A 2,600-nucleotide genomic window follows, 5' to 3' on the forward strand; every position below is an offset into this window, starting at 1 on the left:
TTCGAAGGCGTCCTTGTACTGGTTCCGCAGGGCCATGACCTCGGTCATGTCGACCTCGTTGTAGGTCGTCAGCATGGCCGCGGTGTTCTGCGCGTCCTTCAGGCGGCGGGCGATGGTCTGGCGCAGGCGGGTCATCTTCACACGTTCCTCGCGCGCGGCGTCATCGGCCGGCACGGGGGCGCGGGGGGCTGCGGCCGGGGCGGCCGCCTTGGGCGCTGCGGAAAGGGCCTTGGCCACGTCGTCCTTCATGATGCGGCCGTCGCGGCCGGTGCCGGTGACCTGGTCACGGGACAGGCCGGCCTCGGCCATGGCCTTCTTGGCAGAGGGCGCGTCTTCGACGTCCGAACGGCTGCCCTGACCGGCGGCGGGGGTCTGGTAGGCCTCGCCCTTGGAGCCTTCGGTCTGGACCTTGGGCGCGGCTGCGCCGGAGCCGGAGGTCATTTCGGCCAGCTGGGCACCGGCGGCGACGGTTTCGCCTTCGGCGGCCAGGATCTTGCCCAGGACACCGGCGGCGGGGGCGGGCACTTCGACCGAAACCTTGTCGGTTTCCAGCTCGCACAGCATCTCGTCGGCCTCGACGGTGTCGCCTTCCTTCTTCAGCCAGGTGGCGACGGTCGCCTCGGTCACGGATTCACCCAGGGTGGGGACCATGACGGCGATGGTTTCACCGCCGGCGGCGTCGTCCGCTTCTGTCGCCTTGGTTTCGGCGGCGCGGGGCTTGGTTTCCTCCGGGCCGGCGTTGCCGGATTCCGAGATATTGCCCAGCAGCGCGTCGACACCCACGGTTTCGCCTTCGGCGGCGACGATGTCCGACAGGACACCTGCGGCGGGCGAGGGGACTTCGACCGTGACTTTGTCGGTTTCCAGTTCGCAGAGCATTTCGTCCACGGCGACGGTGTCGCCGGGCTTCTTGAACCAGGTGGCGACGGTGGCCTCGGTGACGCTTTCGCCCAGGGTGGGCACGCGGATTTCGGTGGTCATCGGTGGCTTTCCTTCAGATCTAATCGGTTGTCCGTTTGGAGAGGCGGGCCCAGGAGGGGAGCCCGCCCATAGGCTTTAGCTGTCGAGCCCGAGCGCGTCGGCGACCAGCGCGGCCTGCTGGGCCTTGTGCTGGGCGGCCAGACCCGTCGCGGGCGAGGCGGTGGCGACGCGGCCGGCATAGACGGGGCGTTCATGCTTGGCGCCGATGCGGGTCAGAACCCATTCGATGTTGGGCTCGACAAAGGTCCAGGCCCCCTGGTTCTTGGGTTCTTCCTGGCACCAGATCATTTCCGCGCCCTTGAAGCGTTCCAGTTCCTTGACCAGCGAGATCGCGGGGAAGGGATAGAACTGTTCCAGACGCAGGATGTAGACGTCGTTCAACCCGGCCTCGTCGCGCGCCTCGAGCAGGTCGTAGTAGACCTTGCCGGAACACATCACGACGCGCTTGATCTTGCTGTCGTCGACCAGCTGCGCGGTGGACCGGCCCTTGCCGTACTGGCGGTCCGCATCGTCCCACAGCACGCGGTGGAAGGACGACCCGGTGGTGAATTCGTCCGCATCCGACACGGCCAGCTTGTGGCGCAGCAGGGATTTCGGCGTCATCATCACCAGCGGCTTCCGGAACGACCGGTGCAGCTGACGGCGCAGGATGTGGAAGTAGTTCGCCGGCGTCGTGCAGTTCGCCACGATCCAGTTGTCCTGACCGCACATCTGCAGGAAGCGTTCCAGACGGGCCGAGGAGTGTTCCGGGCCCTGGCCTTCGTAGCCATGCGGCAGCAGGCAGACGAGGCCGGACATCCGCAGCCACTTGGATTCACCCGAGCTGATGAACTGGTCGAACATGATCTGCGCGCCGTTGGCGAAGTCGCCGAACTGGGCTTCCCACAGGGTCAGCGCGTTCGGTTCGGCCAGCGAATAGCCGTATTCGAAACCCAGCACCGCGTATTCCGACAGCATGGAGTCGATGACTTCATAGCGGCTTTGGCCTTCGCGGATGTTGTTCAGCGGATAGTAGCGTTCTTCGGTGTTCTGATCGACGATGCCCGAATGCCGCTGAGAGAAGGTGCCGCGGGTCGAATCCTGACCTGCGAGGCGAACCGGGTAGCCTTCGGTCAGCAGGGACCCGAAGGCCAGCGCCTCACCCGTGGCCCAGTCGAAGCCGGTGCCGGATTCGAACATCTTCTTCTTCGAGTCCATCAGGCGTTCGACCGTCTTGTGGGTCGGGAAACCTTCGGGCAGGCGGGTCAGCGCATCGCCGATCTGCTGCATGGTCTCCGGCGCGATGGCGGTTTCGCCGCGCTGGTATTCATCCTTTTCGCGGTCGAGACCGGACCATTTGCCGTCCAGCCAGTCGGCCTTGTTGGGCTTGTAGTCCTTGCCGGCCTCGAATTCGTCGTTCAGGTGCGCCTGGAAGGCGGCCTTCATGTCCTCGATCTCGCCCTCGGGGATCAGACCGTCCTTGACCAGGCGCTCGGTGTACAGCGACAGGGTCGTCTTATGGCCCTTGATCGTCTTGTACATGATCGGGTTGGTGAACATCGGCTCATCGCCTTCGTTGTGACCGAAGCGGCGATAGCAGAAGATGTCGATCACGACGTCCTTGTGGAACTTCTGACGGA

At 65.1% G+C, this 2,600-nt stretch carries 2 protein-coding genes; both read right to left on the reverse strand.

Annotated elements, in window-relative coordinates; genetic code table 11:
• On the reverse strand, nucleotides 1-981 hold a 981-nt coding region (locus tag ACEQXV_RS02590; protein WP_370267751.1), incomplete at its 3' end, for a biotin/lipoyl-containing protein.
• A 75-nt stretch (nucleotides 982-1,056) separates the two neighbouring features.
• Nucleotides 1,057-2,600, reverse strand: a 1,544-nt coding sequence (locus ACEQXV_RS02595; protein WP_370267753.1) for a 2-oxoglutarate dehydrogenase E1 component, incomplete at its 5' end; no start/stop codon positions are given.

The sequence above is a fragment of the Nioella sp. genome (genome assembly GCF_964229645.1).
GTDB lineage: Bacteria > Pseudomonadota > Alphaproteobacteria > Rhodobacterales > Rhodobacteraceae > Nioella.